At 40.1% G+C, this 20,469-nt stretch carries 14 protein-coding genes; 13 read left to right on the top strand and 1 reads right to left on the bottom strand.

All coding sequences use genetic code 11. The features are described from left to right. The first annotated feature begins 67 nt into the window (after positions 1-67). From AAW12_RS14540 to AAW12_RS25620, 13 genes are all read left to right on the top strand, one after another. Positions 68-595, top strand: a complete 528-nt coding sequence (locus AAW12_RS14540; RefSeq protein WP_046674329.1) for an OmpH family outer membrane protein — start codon at positions 68-70, stop codon at positions 593-595. 6 nt (positions 596-601) lie between these two features. Then, positions 602-1,177, top strand: a complete 576-nt coding sequence (locus AAW12_RS14535) for a hypothetical protein (RefSeq protein ID WP_046674328.1) — start codon at positions 602-604, stop codon at positions 1,175-1,177. 402 nt (positions 1,178-1,579) lie between these two features. Then, entirely contained in the window at positions 1,580-6,694 is a 5,115-nt protein-coding gene (locus AAW12_RS14530) for a carbohydrate binding domain-containing protein (RefSeq protein WP_156167658.1), read from the top strand. A 12-nt stretch (positions 6,695-6,706) separates the two neighbouring features. After that, on the top strand, positions 6,707-10,702 hold the full coding sequence (locus AAW12_RS14525) for an RHS repeat domain-containing protein (RefSeq protein ID WP_046674326.1): 3,996 nt from the start codon (positions 6,707-6,709) through the stop codon (positions 10,700-10,702). 5 nt (positions 10,703-10,707) lie between these two features. Next, complete coding sequence (locus tag AAW12_RS14520; RefSeq protein WP_046674325.1) at positions 10,708-11,130, top strand: hypothetical protein; 423 nt, start codon at positions 10,708-10,710, stop codon at positions 11,128-11,130. A 439-nt stretch (positions 11,131-11,569) separates the two neighbouring features. After that, positions 11,570-11,986: a type IV pilin protein gene (locus tag AAW12_RS14515; RefSeq protein ID WP_046674324.1), complete on the top strand. Its 417-nt coding sequence runs from the start codon at positions 11,570-11,572 to the stop codon at positions 11,984-11,986. Between the two features lies 1 nt (position 11,987). Continuing rightward, positions 11,988-12,491: a hypothetical protein gene (locus AAW12_RS14510; RefSeq protein WP_046674323.1), complete on the top strand. Its 504-nt coding sequence runs from the start codon at positions 11,988-11,990 to the stop codon at positions 12,489-12,491. Between the two features lie 38 nt (positions 12,492-12,529). Beyond that, positions 12,530-13,957: a GspE/PulE family protein gene (locus AAW12_RS14505; protein ID WP_231585274.1), complete on the top strand. Its 1,428-nt coding sequence runs from the start codon at positions 12,530-12,532 to the stop codon at positions 13,955-13,957. Between the two features lie 32 nt (positions 13,958-13,989). Then, positions 13,990-15,924: a secretin and TonB N-terminal domain-containing protein gene (locus AAW12_RS14500; RefSeq protein WP_231585273.1), complete on the top strand. Its 1,935-nt coding sequence runs from the start codon at positions 13,990-13,992 to the stop codon at positions 15,922-15,924. A 3-nt stretch (positions 15,925-15,927) separates the two neighbouring features. After that, a complete protein-coding gene (locus tag AAW12_RS14495; protein ID WP_046674322.1) occupies positions 15,928-17,163 on the top strand; it encodes a hypothetical protein in 1,236 nt (411 codons plus the stop codon). After that, positions 17,141-17,683 carry a hypothetical protein gene (locus AAW12_RS14490; protein WP_046674321.1) on the top strand — a complete coding sequence of 181 codons (543 nt, stop codon included), beginning with the start codon at positions 17,141-17,143 and terminating at the stop codon, positions 17,681-17,683. The genes AAW12_RS14495 and AAW12_RS14490 overlap by 23 nt, the downstream gene beginning before the upstream one ends. 66 nt (positions 17,684-17,749) lie before the next feature. Beyond that, the gene (locus AAW12_RS25625) at positions 17,750-18,409 is read left to right on the top strand and encodes a hypothetical protein (RefSeq protein ID WP_053003723.1); all 660 of its coding nucleotides are present in this window, start codon (positions 17,750-17,752) and stop codon (positions 18,407-18,409) included. 32 nt (positions 18,410-18,441) lie between these two features. Beyond that, positions 18,442-19,356 (top strand): hypothetical protein, encoded by a 915-nt coding sequence (locus AAW12_RS25620; protein WP_053003722.1) that lies wholly within the window; start codon positions 18,442-18,444, stop codon positions 19,354-19,356. A 159-nt stretch (positions 19,357-19,515) separates the two neighbouring features. Here AAW12_RS25620 and AAW12_RS25615 read toward each other — a convergent pair whose 3' ends face one another. Next, the gene (locus tag AAW12_RS25615) at positions 19,516-20,442 is read right to left on the bottom strand and encodes a hypothetical protein (RefSeq protein ID WP_053003721.1); all 927 of its coding nucleotides are present in this window, start codon (positions 20,440-20,442) and stop codon (positions 19,516-19,518) included. Positions 20,443-20,469 lie beyond the last annotated feature (27 nt).

Raw genomic sequence — 20,469 nt, 5'->3', positions numbered from 1 at the left:
ACCTGTATTTCGTTTGAAAAATACCTGAATTAAAAAATAATTATTAAAATTATTAATCGAACAATTTATGAAATTAAACAATACGTTGCTATTTGTCTTAGCGTTGTTGGGGGTACTATTAGGTACTTGGAGTATAATCGGAAAACGAGATGAAATTGTTTACGTAGATACAGCAAAATTATTTCAGGAATATTCTGAAGCTGTAAAGGTAAATCAGAAGCTTGGAGAAGAGGCCAAAAAGTATGAAGGTAATATAGATACCTTGATGCAGGAAATTCAGGGGGCATTGAAAGATTATGAGAAATCAGGAACTAAGCTGGATGCTTCGGGACGCGCTAGACAGGAACGGTTGATTACCGAAAAGCAAGCTGATTTACAACGCTATCAGTCAGTAGTGAAAGAGAAGCTAGAGAAACAGCGGCAACAGGAGTTTTCAGGCGTTGTAAATACAATAAATGGTTTTTTGAAAGAATATGGTAAGCGAAAAGGATATCGCATGATATTGATCGCTAATCCATCAGGTACCATTGCTTATGCAAAAGATGGTACCGATATCACGGAAGATATTATCAAAGAGCTCAATGCAAAAAAATAGTTAGCAATGAAGCTTAAAAATATAGGAGCCTGCTTACTATTGGTATGTTTGGTATTGAGCTGTAAAGATAAGATAAGAAATCGGGCGGAGTTATACTCTTATATCCAAGATACAGATCATGGTTTGCTTGTTAAGAAAGAGAATAATGGGGTAACAGTGGCTATGTCTTATATAGCAAGTAAATTAATTTCTGATAATCAAAAGGGTGGGGACAAGACGAAATATCTGTATTTTCGGCTTGTTTATCAAATTCAAGAAAAAGATATGCTATCCAATGTAGGCGAGGACTCTTACTCTGTATTGTTTAGTAGGTTATCTTTCAAACTTGCTGATTATTTGATAGTTTCAAGTGGTGGGAAGAAGGAGCAACTAGCTGACTACCAATTTTCACCTATGTTTGGGGCGACAAATAATACCGAACTCATTGTAGCAATTGAGCCTGAAAAACTGGCAGATAAAAATGAATTTGCTTTCCAGCTTAAAGATATAGGCTTAGGATTGCCGGTTTATGAATTTAAATTTGAGGATGCTGCAATAGATCGGTTGGAAAATCTGACAAAGAATTTGAAAATTCAGAATTGATGGGAAGAAAAAAATATTCTTTTGAATTCTGTAATTGCATTATGAAAAATTCGTATATTTAGTTCAACGCAATTTAATAAATTAATTGACGTTGAGAATTAGCTGAAACCTGTTTTTAATTGCCGTATCTACTTAATATTTCTTGTTTTCTACAGATTTGAGATACTAGATAGTTGTATTACTGATGTGTTGAATCATATTATTCCTAATTTCTAAGGTTTTAAAGACTGGAAGCTTGGTTCATAAATCTTTTGATATCTACTGCTAATTAAAAGTATGTGGCGGGTTGTGATAATATTGTTCTTTATTGGTAAAAAAAATAGTAGTTAATCAATGGATTCCTTCTTTGATACTCCTTTGTTTTTTTTGCAAAATTTGAAATCTTAAACTAACCAAATTTTAATGAAAAGAAAGAGAAGAATTTTTGCATTAGTATGTCTAGTTGCAATGCTCTATCAGACATTTTGTCCTCTTACCGCGTTGGCACTAACATCGGGACCTAGTTCGCCTGATGCTTCAAGTTTTGAGCCAGTGGACACTTCCACAATGGTCAATCCTGTTACCGGAGATTTTGTTTACAATGTACCCTTAATGGAAGTTCCAGGACCTGAAGGAAGCTACCCACTTTCATTATCTTATCATGCCGGTATAAATTTGGAGCAAGAAAGTAGCTGGGTTGGGCTAGGATGGACCTTGAATCCTGGATCGATAACGCGGACAGTTAACGGCTTTCCTGATGACTGGGCAAATACGCAAGCAAGTCGTAGAGACTATTGGTCTGGTGGTACAACGAATGTTACTTCGGTAGGGGTTACCATTCCTTACATTAATGTATCGGCCGATGTCACCGTAGTTAAAGACACGTATAGAGGCGTTGGGATCGGTTGGAATGTAGCATATGGATTTAAGCTCGGGGGGGATGCAGGGGTTGGTGCAACGATAGGGATTGGCTCAAATCCTTATAGTGGAGGATTCTCTTTAATTGGTGGGCTTAGTGCAGCTGGACTTTCTCTTACTGGGTCGGTGGGAGAGAATAATTCCGTGGGAGTATCTGCCTCTTTATTGTCTGTGTATGGGTATGATGTTTTGGGAGCAAGGTTAACAACAAGTGGTTCAGGTTTTTCTGTTAATTCTCCTGTTGAATCAACATTATCTAATAGTAAAGAAGGAATTGTCCAAACCGAAACTAAAAGTTCGGGCTTAAATCTTCTATTTGTGAGATATTCTAAAACGAGAACTCGGTATTGGTCTGATGAAACAGAAAGTAGCAATATATATGGGGCGCTAAATACAAAATCCTTCACAGGATTACTCGCCGATAATAACACTGTCAACGATAGTTATAACCTTGGGTCGGGGAGTATTGATATATTCAGAGAAAATACCCCAGAGAAAATACAAGAAGGTGCATTGCCCTCATTTGATAATTTCACTGTAACAGGGCAGGGTGTAGGTGGAGTTATGCGTTTATTTCAGTATCAAGGTTCTGTTTCAAAACAAAATATTACAGAACGTAATGGAAGCTCGACAAAATCAACCGTTCAGTATGGGAATAATAATAAAGTTTCGACGAATCTAGGTTTTCGATTCCTAGGTGATTTTTCAAATACATTACAGCAGAACTATTCAACATTTTCTACAGATCCGAATACAATTGTAAGTGGAAGTTTACCTTTTGATACTCCTAGTGGTAATGGGGCAGACTGGTCATCTGGTTACAATGGTTCTAGTCAGGTGCTTGTCGGATCGAAATCAATTCAATATTTTAAAACCGATGCAAATGGTAATGTTGTCGCTCCTAATAATAACGTGAAATTTATTCAACCAGTTTCATTTGGATTAGATCGAAAAAAACATCTGGCACCTATGGCTGCTGGCGCAGTAAATAATAGTATTACAGGGTTTTCTATTACCAATGAAAGTGGCGTAACTTATCATTACAATCTCCCAGCTTATACTTATGACGAAGAAGTCTATCAGGAAAATACGCTTAAAGAAAATAGCAGTGATCTGAAATTCAATAGGCAGACAAAAAATTCTGGTTATGCGTATGCTTGGCATCTCACAGCTGTTACCGGTCCCGATTACGTTGATCGAGGCACGATAGGTGTACTTGATGAAGCTGACTATGGATATTGGGTGAGCTTCGAATATGGGAAATGGACTGATGAATTTGTTTGGAGAACGCCAACAGAAGGATTTACAAAGAATGTTGACCAAAAATTTAATACGGTATCTATGGGTAAAAAGGAAGTTTATTATCTAAACGCCATAAAAACCCGGACACATACTGCGCTTTTTGAAAAGGATGTTCGTACAGATGGAAAAAGTGCGTCTAAGGAGTCTTTTAACAAAAACTGGTCATCGCAGAATAGTGTTTCTACCGATTATAGCAATTCTGGTATCTATAATGTTAACTCGAATCAGAGTTTGCGATTAAGTCATGTTTATATACTTAAAAATTCAGCGATTGCAGGAATAAGCACTTCTAGCGGCGGAAACACTGGATTGATACCAGCTGGACGCACTGTTGCATGTGCGGAATGTGAACTGCCGAATAATATACTTGACAAGAATGATGTGAATGCCTACGGACGTGCGCTTTTGGAATCCGGTTCCCTTCGAGTGGTTGATTTCAATTATGATTATTCACTTGCCAAAGGCTCGACGACAAGTTTTGACTTTACTTCCCCTACTGTTAAGTTGGGTAAACTAACATTACAGTCATTACAAATTAGAGGAAAAGGTGGAGCGACTGTATTGCCACAGATGGAATTCGGGTATAATCTTCCTGTTTCCGAACAGAGAAGAGGGCAAGGTGTTGTCTCTAATGGCAGTATCACTGGTTCAAATATTGCCTATCAAGTTGGCGATCTGATTGAAACGGATGAAGCAAATCCGATCTATTGCGGCTATGTTGATCAGGTTACACAGGCAGGCGCAACTTACAATTACGTTATGAAAGGTGGAGTTTCAATAGGAAGCCTAGGAACTAAAAATTTAAGATTAACTAAAAATCCTCCTTATCAAAAAGATAAAAGCGACTATTGGGGGATGTATAAGTCCGATTTTAAACTCACACCAAACCAAAATCTTTCCAGCATACCGACTAAGGTGTCAAATAGATCTACGGATGTTTGGTCACTTCGTAGAGTAAAAACATTGAGTGGTGCAATTTTAAAAACGGAATACGAGGGACACGATTTTTCCAAAACAGTCTATGGTGATAATAATTCGGTACAATTCGGGAATTTCACAAAGGAGATGAACGGAAATTACAGAGGAGCAATTATTAATGGAGGGCCGGAGGCGAAAGATTTTTTTACCGTAGGTAAAAGTGTGGGCGGAGTTATTATACGACAATTTATAGAAAATTTTGGCAATGATGTTTTAGTTACCGAACCCTTTGGTTATGTTGAAATGGATGTTAAACTTGTACAGGGGCAATGGATGGAAGTGAAGATAAATGCCGAACTGGAGAAAGAATTATTAAATGAATCTGCTCCCAATAGAAGTGAGACAAAAATAATCGCTATTTATTTTAAGCCTTTTCAAGCAGGAGAGAAAATTCCGGGTGGTACAGGTGTTAGGGTGAAGTCGATTGAGCTCGAAAGTGTCGATGGTGTGAAAAACAAAACAGAATACGCTTATCAATTGAATGATGGGACATCATCGGGAACGGCATTATATGAACCCTTGAACGTGGAAAATCCTCAGTTTGGAACTGAAAATGAAAATTCTCAATTGGTTTATTCATTAAACCGAGATATTGAGTTGATGGGGAGGCTGGGGCCGGAGATTCCTGGTCCAGTAACGATGTATAGTAGGATTGAAATGCGCAGTAAGGTTACTTATCCTAATAATGAAACATCATTATTGTCTGGAAGTGTAGTTAACGAATACCTGCCATTGTCCGATTTTAAAGCAACTATCGATGAATTGAATAGTGCGTCAAATTATAGCACCTATTCTACTCGTAATTTGGCTCTGCGAAAATTTTCTTCATTTTTTGGTAGTCCTAAATCTATAAGTTACTATGACGGAAATGGGAAATTGACCAAACGTACCATAAAACAGTATCTTCATGAGGGCGTAACGGGTAATTTCTTTACGGGATATAAAACAAGACTTCAGGCCTTTGGCTATCAAGGATTGGTGACAGAGCGCTTCTCAGAGGTAAAAAAGGTACTTAATACAGTAAATAATACCTGGATGACAATGGGAACAATGATTGCCAGAGAAGACTATCCATTGGTAAATATAGGTACTGTCGAGTACGATTATATTCATAATACGAAGACATCGACCAAAATTAATGCTTTTGACTTTTATAGTGGGGCGGTAACAGAATCGATTAGTTCAGATTCCTACGGAAATACTTTCCTGAGCCAAAATACTCCAGCTTATCGGGATTTTGCGGCAATGGGTCCGAGCCAACTTGATGCAACAAAAAAGAATATGTTGACACAGCTTTCAGCGAGCAATGTTTATCGCCTGAACGCTAGTGGAAATAAGGAATATCTGGTTTCTGCAAAATATAGTCTTTGGAGTAATGGTGTTACCATACTGAACGAAAATGGTGATCCTGTGATACAGAATAATCTTGCTGTCAATGGGGACGTATGGCGGCAAACAGTAGGGTATGTATGGATGCCTTCAAGTGCTTCGGCCAACGGTATGACAGCATTGGCTAGTTTTGCTGCTTTTCCGGGAAGCAATCCTGCTAGCGCAAATACTGCATGGAAACGTAACAGTGAAGCAATACTTGTGGACCCTTATAGCCACGTGCTGACTACACGAGATTTCAAGAACAATTACGCTAGCACGCGTTACGGTTATACGAATGCTAAAGAAGTTATGAGTGGTACATTTGCCAAATATGGAGAAATTGCTTTTGGCGGTGCGGAGGATGAGAACATCAGCAATAGTAAAAAGCTAGAGGTCAAGAAAGGGACGGGGACAGTTTCGAATGCGGTATTCCATACGGGAAAACAAAGTATCCAGCTCGCAGCAGGGCAGACCGGGTTCGATTACAGCGTTCCTACAACCGAGCTTACTGCAGGACGTACATATACCGCGAGTGTTTGGGTTAACAGCGGTTCATCTAATAACGTAAAGCTCTATTACCAGCTTGATGGAACTGATAAAGCCGTTTCAACTGCTTCTAACGTGAGTGCCAGAAGTTCTGGTAGTTGGACACTGATTACCTTTGATATTACGCTGAGCGGAGGTACCACGGTACGTGTCTTTGCTAAAAATGATGGCACGGGAACAACCTATGTTGATGATTTTCGCTTTCATCCCAAAAACAGTGTTTGTACTGCTTCTGTCTACGATACTGTCACGGGAGAATTAACTTATAGCCTTGATAAAAATAACCTATATACACGATATGAATACAACGCGATGGGACAGGTCGTGGCTACCTATCGAGAACAGTTTGGCCGGACCCCGTATAAGGTGTCGGAGACGCAACTGAATTATAGTACAAGAAGTTTTAATGGACTACCTAATTAAGACGCGGCAACCATGAAAAGACAACAAGGAAAAAATCACTGGGCTGCCCGATGTGCCGCCCTATACTATGCGCTAGTATTGTTCCTGCTTTGTAGTGAGGTATACGGACAGACACAGATTATTACTCCCGAGGCGGTTGTCCTTCCGCAAGTTGGGCAAAGCAGCTATGTGCTCTCTGCAGGCCAGAGTCTCACGGTACGTAGCGGCCAATCCATTACACTAAAAGAAGGCGTGCACCTGATGGCAGGTTCAACCGCGTTGTTTCAGGTTGATATGGATTTTAAAATCCCATTAGCTCCAAATAATCCTCAAGCCAATACCGACATGAACTGGATAATCAATAGGGCTTTTAATGCTAGTGGAACAGTGGTTTCAGAAAGTAAAACCTTTTATGACGATCTTGGAAAGCAGCTGCAACAGCAGAGCAAAAATCTTGAATACGGACATATTATGGCACGACAATTATTGTATTCCATATATGGTAAAGCCGTTGGTACTACCCTGTCTGCGCCAACCAATAACGCTTCCTTTGCCTATAAAAGTGATTTTTTTACGACGAATACGGGGGCAGTTTACAGTTTCCGGAATTTCGGGCGATATTTGGATGCTACGGGGGGCAAACAGGATAAGACAGAGAGTGCAGATGCTGTTGGAGGGACCGTTGAGGGGACTTTAGGCTGGTATTACAGTAATGCTAATAATTGGGAGCCTTATCAAGATATCACTACGCTTCCTTATAGTTTAGGAACGGATGCATCTAATGGAAATGGGATTTTCAGTCGCGTAGCTAACGTGGGAAATGAATTGCGGATGGGTAAAAACCGGGAGGATATTTCCTTTTCGGTACCTATAACTGGAGAACTTGAATTATATGAAAGTATCCGGTCTAAGTATTTTACGGATGCACAAGTGGGGGGAAGAGTAGCTGTTGATTCTGCGATACGAATTATGTCCGTGAGCTTGGATGCCGATCGAAATGCAGGTATTTCTATAGCCATAGATGGACGCACAGTCATGTCGGCACTTGCCGGGACAGACCTTACAATAACAAAATCAATTGGAGTGGGGATAAATAGTAATGCTTATTTTCCTGTACTCGCAACCCAAGCAGTAACTTTTAGTGGGGGAGCTGCAAATTTGGTAGATTACGCACGCAATGAAGCCCTGAGCAACGTTTCTTCGGGAGCAAGTACATTGAATAAAGGACTTTACGAACTTCGTACTTCTACCGGACCCCAGACAATAAGTTACAATTTGGGGCTTGGCACCATCTCGATGAACTTTTATGATCAGCTAGGAAGACTTAGAGCAAGTATTCCACCTGAAGGTGTGAAGAAATTACTGAATGGCGGGCTTGCAAATTATGCCACCTTGGAAAGTATCCCATTTGTGAAAACATTTGAATATAATGCTCAAGGCTTGGTAATCGCAAGCACGGGACCCGACCATGGTCGCTCTGAAATGAAATATAGTACCGAAGGAAGGATTCGGTTCGCTCAGAATGCGCTGCAAAAACAAAAGGGGAGCTACAGCTATTTTAATTACGATCAATTTGGTAGGTCAACACAAGTAGGGGAATACCTCCCGGCAGCGACTGGTGTCAAGTTTGAAAATATCACACAGGTGATGCAGGATGCTTCTGGTCTTCCATCAACAGTAGGAACACAAAGCGACGTCAGTGAACGATATTATGATCAAGCCAATGCCGCTCATGGACTGGCGGGGTATGTACAAGATACTTATTTTCTTGGTGGTGCTGTGAGCTACTCTGAAAAATATAGTAAACTAACAGACAATATCAAGGATGAAACAAAGCTCATCAACCGAATTTGGTATAATTATGATGGTGATGGAAATATCGCCTGGACAGTCACTGCTGTAAATGGACTGGGCACTAAAACCATTGACTATGTCTATGATGAATTTGGAAAAATTACCAAGGCAATTTATCAAAAAAATACCGCATCGGAGACCTTTGTCCATTATTATAATTATGATCTCAATGGTAAATTAAAAACCGTATACACCAATACAGTTGACGATCCAGGGACAAAAATCCTGCAAGCGAAGTATATCTATGCCCTTACGGGAGAATTGAAGCGTGTAGAATACGGAGACAAGCTTCAGGGGGTTGATTATGTATATACAATTGATGGAAAGCTTAAAAGCATCAATAATGCTAACATAGGAACAAGTGGAGCAAATGATCCTGGAAAGGATGGTGGTAACAATGGTTTCGCTACTGATGTATTTAGCCAAAATATAGAGTACTTCCCTAATGATTATTCGCGTACAAGTACAAATATCAATGCAATACAGAATTCGGCCGCACCGGCGAGATATAACGGACTTGTAAATGGTATTGGTTGGCAAAGTCAGAAGCCAAGTTCGATTACGGGGCTTGACGCTGCGAGTATGAACTTGTATACTTATGACAGTAAAGGACAACTGTTGACAAGTACATGGGGGACGCCAAACTATGGAACAAAGACCTTCGCTGCGGTAACAAATGTGAATCAAGAGAAAGGGCTGACATACGACAATAACGGGAATTTACTTTCGTTGCAACGTACTAATAATGCTGGCGTGACCACTGCTAGTCTGACGTATAACTATCAGGTAGGTACGAATAAGCTGAGTTCAGTAAGTGGGTACGCTACTTACGGATATGACGCAATTGGTCAGCTTTCATCGCAGGTAAAAGGAACTGCGGGTATGTATATGGATTATGATGTTACCGGTAAGGTAACGTTCATTTATAGCGATGCGACTAAGTCTACGATAATGCTTAGCTTTGTTTATGACAACGGTGGTAATCGAATTATGAAAAAAGATCATCGCACCAATGCGGTTACTTGGTACAGTTATGATGTTTCAGGTACATTGATGGCCGTTTTTGAAGGAACGAGTGGCTCATCGTTACAATTGACCGAGCAGCCGACATATGGTATGGGAAGATTGGGCATGTTAAATAGGTTGGGAAATAGCTATAGTTATTCCTTGACTGATCATCTTGGCAATGTACGGGCGATCATTAATCGCAATAAGGCGTCTGCTACCCTTGCGGAAGTACTCTACTATGCAGATTATTATCCCTATGGAATGGAGGTGCGTTCGGGCGGGATAAACAGCAGGTATGGTTACCAGGGTTTATATGCGGAAAAAGACAAAGAAACGGGCTGGAACAATTTTGACTTGCGTAATTATGATGCTGGAATTGGCCGCTGGCTGAACGTTGACCCTAAGGGACAGCATGCCTCGCCGTTTATTGGTATGAGGAATAATCCGATTAGTACGATTGACCCCGATGGTGGTTGGGATTATTTAACAGCCTCATTCAAAAGGATGGCCGCAGTTATTGCTGGTAAAAATCCGAGTGAGATTATAAAGTATTCAAGTGGACAATATGGTTATAGTGTCGTTTCCGATGACCTGACAATAAATGCCTATGGGGGTAGCTCAAAAAGTGGGAATTTTTCAACAAGTTTTGCTAATATGGCTGCAAATCAGTCGAAGGTATCTCAAAAACAATCTCAATCATGGTTCGAAAGAGCATATAATTCATTTAGAGATTATGGGGTTGACCACCCGTATTTTCATGCCCCCAGTAGTGGGCAATATGGTCCTTATATACCGGATGGGATCGGAGTATCTGGAAATGTTATGATGGGAGGATTTACAGTCGGATTGAGCTTGGTTATTGATGAAAAAAACAATATTGGCTTATTCCTTTCCGCGTCGGGACAGATGGGATATACTGGTGTATTAGGAGCGGGATTGACATTGGATCTTTATGAGAACAACGGAGTTGGAAAGACTGTTTTAGATGGAGTAGCTGGCGAAACTCAGGACTTCTCTTTTGGAACTGGAATTATGGGAACTTATTCAAGGCCAATAAAGGCCGACGGCAGAATAGATCCTGTTGGAGTACATAAGGTTTCTCTCGGGGAAGGAATTGGTGCAGGTTATGGTAAAACTACGACCATCTCGTTATTTCAAACAAAATAATAAAAATGAAAGCAATTTATAGTATCCTAGCTTTATTAGTTATTGGATGTAGTGATCCAAATAAATGTGAAGAAGTTAAACAATATGCTGAAAGTCCCGAGGCTAATATTATTCTGCTAAAAGAACCTAAGATTAAGTATAAAGATTTTATCCTTATTGGAGTTGATCCTATTACCAAAAGGGATACCGTGCAGTTGCTGCCCGGTAGGTGGTTTTTCCAAGTGACCTCTTTTTGTGATATAGGTGATACCATTGTTAAACGGAAAGGCATTCCCATAATTGAAGTTCATAAAACAAAAATGAAATATGATACCACGCGATTTGACATAGAGGTAACTTGCGACAGTTATCTCATCAATGGAAAGACGATAAGACGATGGAAAGAACTTCTGGAAAGTTATGATAATAATAAGTATAATTCACAGTAAGAACTAATCCTTATAAACCCTTATCTATTTTGGGTAGGGGCCTTGTTTACTTAACTATAATTAATGGTGGCTTTGTAAGTATAAATTTCGTTAAAACTGTGTTATGAGATGTCGCTTTTATTGTACTTTTAAGCTGTTTTAGGCTTGCAATTTTTTCTTTTGTTTTTATGTCTGCACATAAATAGATGAGATGTGAAGAAAATGATACATTATGTTTTTAAAAATAACTATAATGTATCATCTGTTATTTCAAAGCGTAAAAAATTATTTTATAAAGGTTAACCCAAATGCGTAAAATCTTTTTTTATTTCCACTATTTAATCCGTTTTAAAAATTAAAAGTTTAGAAGAATTTCCAATAGTGGATAAGAAGTACTGTCAGAGTTAAACGAAAATATTTATATTAGCGCTGATTAAATTAACTTGGGAAAGAAATTGTTATGAAAAGATTCTACAAAAAGCGGTTAAAGGCCTATAGTCTCACGGAAATCCTTGTGGTTATGGTGATTATCGGTATCTTGGTGTTGTTGGCGTTACCTAACCTGATGCCATTGATTACCAAAGCCAAAAGCACCGAAGCCAAAGTACAGCTTCAACATTTGCAGACTCTGGAGAAAAATTATTTTTTCGAAAAGTCCAAATACAGTGGCAACCTGGATGAAATCGGTTTTGTACAGGAAAAATTAAGTACCGACGGGAAAGACGGAAAAGCCAATTACCGCGTCGAAATTGTGCGCGCCGATCAGAACACTTTTCTAGGAAGAGCAACTGCCGTAGTGGATTTCAATGGCGACGGCAAGTTTAATGTGTGGGAAATAGACCAAGATAAAAACCTAAAAGAGGTTACCGCAGATTAAGATGTGGTGGACCATATCCATTGCTGTTCTTTTAATCAGTATAGCTTATCAGGATTTTAAACAACGTGCTGTAAGCATTGTTCTCTTTCTTTTACTAGCGATACTGCTTTTGGGACTTAAGTTGACAGAAAATTATTGGGAGGACTCTTATCCGGATATCTTGGCCAATATCTTGTTTTTGACTTTTCAGATGGGTGCCATTCTGGTCTATTTCAGAATCAAAAAAGGGCAATGGGGACGGATCATAGATCGAAAGCTGGGCTGGGGGGATATTGCATTTTTGCTCTGCATATTGTTGTATATGCCCTTTCTGAACTTTTTTCTTTTCCACATCGTCAGTTTAATCATCGCATTGTTGGTTGCTATGGTCAACAAAAATTGGCGGGATCCGCAAAAAGGTATTCCACTGGCTGGTTGCCAGGCATTACTTTTTTTAATGTATTTTATTGCCGAACGGATGAATTGGATTGATTGGGATTTGATCGGTCAATCGTTTATGTCATAGCATAGAAAAGTATAACAAATTATTAACAAAGAAGCATTGTGGGGACAGGTTATCATTTTTCAACAGATATACTGCATGCAATCTCCCGGGATATCGCATGGCACTACCGTATTATTCCATTTGACCGGAATAGTAAGGAAATTCATTTTTATACAGATCGGTCCACGGACCTATCCGGGCTGGAGAATGAGTTGGCTATCCTCTTTGACGAGCATATTATCTTGGAGATTACTTCATCGGCCCAGATCGAAGAGTGGCTCAATAAACATTACTTTGGCGAAAAACAGTCGGAAGGAAATGAAGCTGTCAAAAACTTGGTCTTCAATGCAGATTTTCTTGATAATTTGATCTACGAAGCAAAACAGCTCAAAAGCAGTGATATTCATATCGAAACTTATGAAAACCGCTGCCGTGTCCGCGTTCGTATCGATGGAATGATGGTAGAGCGTTATGTGCTGAAAAGAGAGGACTATCCGGCTTTGATCAATAAGATCAAAATCATGTCCAATCTGGATATTGCCGAAAAACGCCTGCCACAAGATGGACGTATCCATTACAGACGTAATCAGGATCAGTTTGATATTCGGGTATCTGTACTTCCTACGCTCCATGGGGAAAAGGTCGTGCTGCGTCTGCTGAACAATAATGCCACCAATATCCAACTGGATAAATTGGGGATGTCTCCGGAGGATTATGAAAATTACCTTCACGGTGTGAAAAAGCCCAATGGTATTTTGCTGATCAGCGGACCGACTGGTTCGGGTAAGACAACAACTCTGTACGCTACACTAAAACACTTAAATAAGACCACAAATAATATTTTGACCATCGAAGATCCTATCGAGTATACGCTGGAGGGTATCAACCAGGTGCAGCTCAAGGAAAATATCGGGCTGAGCTTCGGTGCTGCACTGCGTACGTTCTTGCGTCAGGATCCGGATATTATTATGGTGGGGGAGATCCGTGATCCCGATACCGCCAATATGGCCATACGGGCAGCTCTAACGGGACACTTGGTATTGTCTACCATCCACACGAATTCGGCATGGGGAACGGTATCGCGTTTGATCGATATGGGGATTCCCAATTTTTTGATTGCCAATACCCTGAATACTTCCGTCGCTCAGCGTTTGGTGCGCACGCTTTGCCCCAACTGTAAACGGGAGGAGGAGCTAACTGCTGATCTTTATCCAAGACAATTTAAACCTTATTTTACGGTGCATAGGCATGCGGTTGCCGTGGGTTGCGCATCATGTTATTTTACGGGTTTTAAAGGGCGAAAAGCGGTCTATGAAATTATTCCGATGGATCAGGGGCTGGTGGACGAGATCAAAAAAGGGAATATGCGGGTGGACGAGCACCTGAAAGAACGAAAAATAAAAACACTTGGCGAAAATGCATTTGAGCTTTTCGCTGCCGGGGAAACAACGATAGAGGAAATCTATCCATTACTATTCAATTATTGATGATGAGTTTGAGAACATTATATTTAACCTTTTTGCTATTACTATCTTTTAGCATCAGCACTTTTGCTCAAAATGCGACAGAAAACTATGCGCGCGTGGAACAACGGCTGGAAGCGTTGGCAGGAACAGTGCCTGGACTACAAAAGAAGGTGAAACTTTCCGTTTCGGGCGTTACGGCACAGGAATTTCTACGTGCCCTAGCGCAGTCCAATGATTTGAATATCAATGTGGACCCTACGTTGAGTTTTTCCATTGTCAATAACTTTACAGGCGAAACTGCTAAAAACGTACTGCTATTTCTAGCGAAAACATATGGCCTGGATATCGATGTGATCGGTTCGATTATGACGATCAAAAAATTACCGGAACCCCAACCTGTTCAGATCGAAAAGGATATCAAGGTACAGTACAATACCTCAAGCGATGGACTAGGCTATGAGCTGCAGAATGATCCCTTGGGTAAGGTGGCTCAAAAAATCAGTTCACTATCGGGCAAAAACTTGATCGTACCAACACCCTTGCTCCAGAAGACCGTGACGGGATTTATGGCTGAAGCGCCATTTGAAACGGCATTGGAAAAGTTGGCCTATGTGAACGGATTGAAATACCGCAAGACCAATGACAATGTGTATGTATTTGAGTCCTTGATCCCCGGAGAGGAACTGTTTATCAATGACGATCGGCAAACGGATGTGCGCTTTAGACCGGACAATGCAAGTAATCCTGCAAATGGAGCGAATGGAATGAATCCGGGCATGGGGGGCGGGCAACCGGGTAACTATGCACTTTACGGAAAAACGGAAGCGGGTGGCGGAAAGCGTTTTACGATACAAGCAACCAATACACCAATTATCGAATTGATCAAGCGTGCTTCAGAAGAAGCTAATGTCAATTATTTTATCTATAGCCAGATTGACGGGAATATTACGACCAATGTAAAGGATATTTCTTTTGACCAGTTCCTAACCTCTATTTTTCAGGGAACACCGTATACCTTCCGGATGGATAACAATACTTATCTGATCGGTAACCGTCGCAATGAAGGGTTACGAGATAATAGAATTGTCCAGTTACAGCATCGTTCTATAGATACCATTATGATGATGATTCCGATGGATTGGCGGAAAGATGTCGAGATCAAAGAATTTAAGGAGCAGAATATGTTGCTGCTTTCGGGATCGGGACCACAGATCCGTGAAATTGAAACTTATGTGAAGCAGCTGGATAAATTGGTGCCGATGGTATTGATTGAAGTGACTATGCTCGATATACAGAAAGGAAACACCATTAAGACAGGAATCAAAATGGGGGTCGACTCCATTTCTCCTAAAGTGGGGGGAAGCCTTTCCGATGGTTTTACCTTTGGATCCGGATCTATTAACCGTTTTCTTTCACAGCTCGGAAAGAACAATTCCTTTAATCTCGGGCGTGTAACCCCTAATTTTTATGTGCGTCTACAGGCCTTGGAGGAGAACAAGAATGTGGAGATGAGATCTGTTCCTAAGCTTTCTACATTAAACGGCCATAAAGCGGTCTTGAGTATTGGAAGTAAACGCTATTACAAGATTGAAACACAAAATGTATATCCGGGGCTGACAAATACCAATGTTTTCACTACACAGTACAAGGATGTGGATGCGGATATGAAAATCGAAGTTATACCAGTTGTTTCAGGCGATGACCAAATTACCATGAAAATCAAGGTGGATATTTCGGATTTTATAGGAACGGTTGGAAAAAATGAGCCACCACCAACATCAAATAGTAAGTTTGAGTCCATCATCCGTGCCCGTAACGAAGATATGATTGTATTAGGTGGAATAGAGCGTACCGAAAACAGTAATAGTGGGAGAGGGTTACCACTTTTATCCCGTATTCCTATTTTGAAATGGCTATTTAGCAGCCGGGAGAAAAGTACACAGAAAGTCGTCTCAGTCGTCTTTATTAAACCAACGATATTGTATTAGTCCATGTTGAATAGGATCAAGGAAAAATATCGATTAAATACTTGCGTCGGCGTTTCTCTTCGACAGGATTCTGCCGGTCTTTCCATTCGTTGTTGCAAGGTCAAGTTGGAAAAAGACCAACTTGAAATTGAAGATACCTGGGAGGTAGACGACTGGGAACTTATCACAAACAACAAGTACAAAGATACACCTGTTGCACTTCACCTTGATTCGAGACAGATCCTTATCAAAGAGACTACACCGATGGATCTGGATGAGGAGCGGTTGAAGTCTATATTCCCCAGCTATGATGCGGATCGTTTTTATCATGGGCAGTTGCAAGGGGAATCAAAGCAATGGGTGGCTTTTGTGCGAAAGGATTATATTGTGGAGATGATCGACAGATTTGCTGTCAGCGGATATCAGGTTATCAAAGTGTTTATCGGTCCCTTTGTGCTCGACGCGATACTTGGTCAGATCAATAGTTACGGTGATGCCTACACTTTTGACGGACATTCCATACGGATCAGTGCCGAAAACAAACAATGGCAAGAATATCGGTATGGGCAGGAGTTCGAGAGCCGATTTGCCTTAAAGATTGGCGACCATCCGATTAAAGCGCAGTATGTGACCGCTTATGCAACAGCTTTTTCAACTTTGATGGCCGATTATATCCCAGAGTATGGGCTGTTTAGTCCCAAAGTGGAGGAACAGCGTCAAAGCTGGCTCGAAAAACAAAAGTTCAAAGTGAACTTGGTGATACTAGTTGCTGTTTTTTTTATTTTGCTGTTGGTGAACACGGTTTTATTTAGTCATTATTATCAGGAAAATATGGTCTTGCGAGACCGGGTAAGCAGTCAACAGAGCACGGTGCAGGATTTAGGAAAGTTAGAAGGAGGAATAAAGAACAATGAGCAATTATTGGCTGAACTGGGATGGAATGGTGGTGTTTCCAAAGCCTGGCTGCTGGATCAGATCGGTTACTCCATCCGACAGTTTACGCAGATCAGCCTGGCACAGATCCAGGTCAACCCGCAATCAAAAGGACTGGGAAATACAGTGATCCAACAGGCTGACCAGATTATAATCAAAGGGAATAGTCCAACTTTGGAAATGCTCAATCTATGGCTGCGTGAACTCAAGAATAATCCCTGGATCGCAAAGGTCAGTATCGAGGAATATGGCAACAAGCAACAGGATGAAACGATGGATGCCTTTACCATAAAGATAAACTACAATGATAAAGTGGAAGGAAATTGACTATAAAAAACGCAACAAGCTATTGTTTGTAGGTGCCGGGATTCTCCTAGTGCTTGCTTGGTTTTTGGCCTTCCAAAAGACCTATCTGGCCTATCGTGAAAATACGCGTCTGAATGGATTGATCGGTAATGATATCAGCAATAGTACACAGTTTGATTTTACACGGAAGAGTAAAGTTTTGGATAGCCTGAGTAAAGTTTATCAAAGTGACTCGGCAACCTGGAACGATAATTTCCTTTCGGAAGCTAGCCGTGCAATTAATTCGCCCCGTATTCAGGTCTATTTTAATAATCTCCCTAAGAATGCTATGCAGGTGGATAGTGCTGCTGTTAAATTTAAGAGCTTAACCTTAAAGGGAGACTATCGATCTATAGTCGCATCCGTTGCCGAACTGGAAAAAATCAATACATTGGGATATCTGAGCACAGTGACCTTGAAGTTTGACAATAGGAGAGTATCGGCCAACGAGCGTAAAGTAATTGAAGGAGAAGTGGGGTTTAAGGTGAAGTTGGAGAGGTAGAAGAAAATATAAGTTAACGGAGCTGAATAGCTGAATAATAGCTGGATATTTTACTAAATAAATAATATGAAAAGAAATTTTGTAGCAACGTTATTATTAGCCTTGCCAATTGCACTATCGGCACAATCATCTGATCCAAATATAGAGCTCAGCTTAAATGAACCTGCATTTGGAGTGAACATCAAAACCAATTTTCCAGGTGGAAATGGAATATGGGCTAGAGGTTACCGCGTTTCTAATCAAAACGGTAGTGAGAATTTTATACAGCTCGGTTCTTATGGTTACACCACAAATGGTGTGACGAAACAAACTTATTCTTTTATCGGTTTGGGTTATGATCAGACTTTTCTCTCCTTTTTACCGACGGGTAATGTAGGGATCGGAACTATTTCACCGAAAGAAAAGTTGTCTGTAAACGGAAAAATTCGAGCTCATGAAATAAAAGTCGAAACCACTAATTGGCCAGACTATGTATTTACCGATGGGTATCAGTTACCAACTCTGAAAGAAACAGCAGAATTTATTGAGAAGAACAAGCACCTGCCGGGTGTACCCAAAGCTACTGAGGTTGAGGAAAATGGACTTTCTCTAGGCGAAATGAATAAGATCTTAATGCAAAAAGTGGAGGAATTGACTTTGCATCTGATAGAAAAGGATAAGAAAATTGAAAGGCAAGATGAAATCCTGAACGGTGTGCTTGAGCGTTTGAAAAAACTGGAGAAATAACTATATTTATATTAACCTATTATAAATTGATTATGGAATACCGAAATACCTATTCTGAAAATTCGGGAAGAATTATCGAATTTTCTAAACTTGTTTTCATTATACTATCATTTGCTTTGACGAATATATCTCAAAGCCAAGCGCAGGTTTATCCAGATATTGTTCGTTATATGACGAGCACTACTCCCGTAAATGGTCTGAAAATTAAAACAAATATTCCCTTTGTAGCTGCGTCGGATATGGTTTCTTTGGAGATAAAGGGATATAGTTACGGCATCACTTCTGCCTTGGATCTGCATCTCTGTTTTTATATTTATTATAATGCGAACGGTCCTTATGTATATTATCCTGTAATTTCATCTTCCGGTGCGCATACGCCAGACATTAAGATAGCGAACGAAAATAATCTAGTGGTGATCTATTTTACGGATAAAGTATACCATCAGAAAATATTCGTGAATGCTTTTTCAGGAATGAATAAGCCTGTGACATATTATCAAGGCTGGACAATTGTAGATGAGCCTTTTACTGGTACGATGGTGGCGGATGCCATTTATAAAAATAGCTTTAGGGGAGAGATTACACTTCCTGGAGGAAAATGGACGTCTGCGGGCAATGTGGGCATTGGAACAGATGCTCCAACAGAGAAATTGTCTGTTAAAGGAAAGATACGCGCACAGGAAATTAAAGTGGAAACAGCCAATTGGCCAGATTATGTATTTGCCGAAAGTTATCAATTGCCAACACTAAAGGAAACTGCCGCATTTATCGAAAAGAATAAGCACCTACCTGGGGTGCCAAAGGCTACTGAGGTTGAAGAAAATGGACTCTCTTTAGGGGAAATGAATAGAATTTTGCTTCAAAAGATTGAGGAACTGACTCTTCATATGATCGATAAGGATAAGCGAATAGATGCTTTGGAGAAGAAGCTAAGTGGAATTCAGTAAATCTACTTGTACTTAAGAAGTATAAGCAATTACAGTTATGGCATCTCTACAGATTAAACGCTTAGGATAAATCAATATTGCCTATGGATTTTTTAGGTCTCAATAGAAAGAGCGAATACTAATATTCTTCTATTCGCTCTTTTTTATTTGTCATGTAAATTAACGTCGTTGCGCTTTTAAAGCCTGAACTTCATTTTTCAAACTTTTGATTTCTCTGCTTTGATCAATTAAATACAAAGTCATCTCTTCAATTTTCTGAAGTAGCTGGCGGTTTAGCTCTCCTAAAGCAACACCATTTTCTTCGACTGATTTTGCAGGAGCTATATTGGGTAAATGCTTATTTTCTTTTACAAAACTTGCAAGTGAATCCAAGGGCATCAGCTGATGATCATCATTGAAGACATAGTCAGGCCATGGATTCGCTTCGACCTTGATTTCTTTTGCCCGAATTGTTCCGCTTACGGCTAGTTTTTCCGTAGGATTGGCTGTACCTATGCCAACATTGCCGTTGGAAGCAGCCTTGATGGCTAGAATACCTTCTGAAGACATATAATTGTTGCCCACAATGAGATCCCAATCATATGTCATGGGAAGCAATTTTATAGCATTGGGTTCATTTCCGTAAATAGGTGTCGCATATTTATTATACCCCAAATTGAAATTGACAGAACGGATTTTTACAGACACATTTAACGCGGTTTCAATACCCAATGTATTTATAGCTCTTATCCTAAAAGCCTTGGTATTTGGGTTGTGATCAACGGTGAAATTCACGCCGCCGCTTGTGTAAACATTGTTGTTTATACGTCCTGCTTCTTGCCATCTTGAACTATTGGCATGCGTTGAAGAGGCTATGTGTGTTGCAGCAGCTGCCACATTATTTCTTGTGTAGGCAATGGATATTTCAAAATAGCCTGAAGCTCCGACGGCAATCGGCTTGGCGGAGGCAAATTCAATATAATCGCCTATTTTGAAATCTACTGGAAAGACGACGACCGTTTCCAAATAATCATTTGCATTTTGTGCCTTTACAGTATAGCCAAATCCTGATAAAATCAGAATAATGAATAAATTAAATTTGTTCATAAAATATACTTTAATTGTGGTTAAAAA

Origin of the sequence: Sphingobacterium sp. Ag1, assembly GCF_000988325.1 — a bacterium.
Lineage (GTDB): Bacteria > Bacteroidota > Bacteroidia > Sphingobacteriales > Sphingobacteriaceae > Sphingobacterium.
The sequence above is the reverse complement of the archived record's forward strand: the minus strand, read 5'-3'. Positions and strand labels throughout refer to the sequence as shown.